The following is a 582-nucleotide window of genomic DNA, read 5'->3' on the forward strand; positions in this document are numbered from 1 at the left end:
ATGTCACCAGGGTTTAATCTGACGTACAAGCTGTAAGCTTAAGGCAGAGTACAAACTCACCGGTAACATCCCAATGATCAGTTGGGGATCATTAACCTTTGAAAGTCAATGATCAAGATATAAGACGAGAATCCCATGTTGACACCGGAATTACTTTCTCCCGCCGGCTCGCTAAAAAATATGCGCTACGCCTTTGCCTATGGCGCCGACGCGGTTTATGCCGGCCAGCCCCGCTACAGCCTGCGGGTGCGCAATAACGAATTTAATCACCAGAATCTGGCGCTGGGTATCGCGCAGGCCCATGAATTGGGTAAAAAATTCTACGTTGTGGTCAACATCGCCCCGCACAACGCCAAACTGAAAACCTTCTTACGCGATCTTGAACCGGTCATCGCCATGGCGCCGGATGCCCTGATTATGTCTGATCCTGGCCTGATTATGCTGGTGCGCGAAGCCTTTCTGAATCACCCCGGATAAATTAGAGTCTATACTTTAAAAGTGGAGGTCTCTATGACAACGACCAAACGTTACTCTCCGGAAGTCCGTGAACGGGCAGTTAATCTAGTGCTGGAAACTCAGCAT

1 pseudogene is annotated in these 582 nt (G+C 49.3%); it reads left to right on the forward strand.

The window, feature by feature from the left end:
- Nucleotides 1-135 precede the first annotated feature (135 nt).
- A pseudogene (locus CINSTRO3249_RS16135) lies at nucleotides 136-459 on the forward strand (U32 family peptidase); the annotation flags it as partial.
- Between the last annotated feature and the right edge of the window lie 123 nt (nucleotides 460-582).

This window comes from Candidatus Sodalis sp. SoCistrobi (genome assembly GCF_900143145.1).
Taxonomy (GTDB): Bacteria; Pseudomonadota; Gammaproteobacteria; order Enterobacterales; family Enterobacteriaceae; genus SoCistrobi.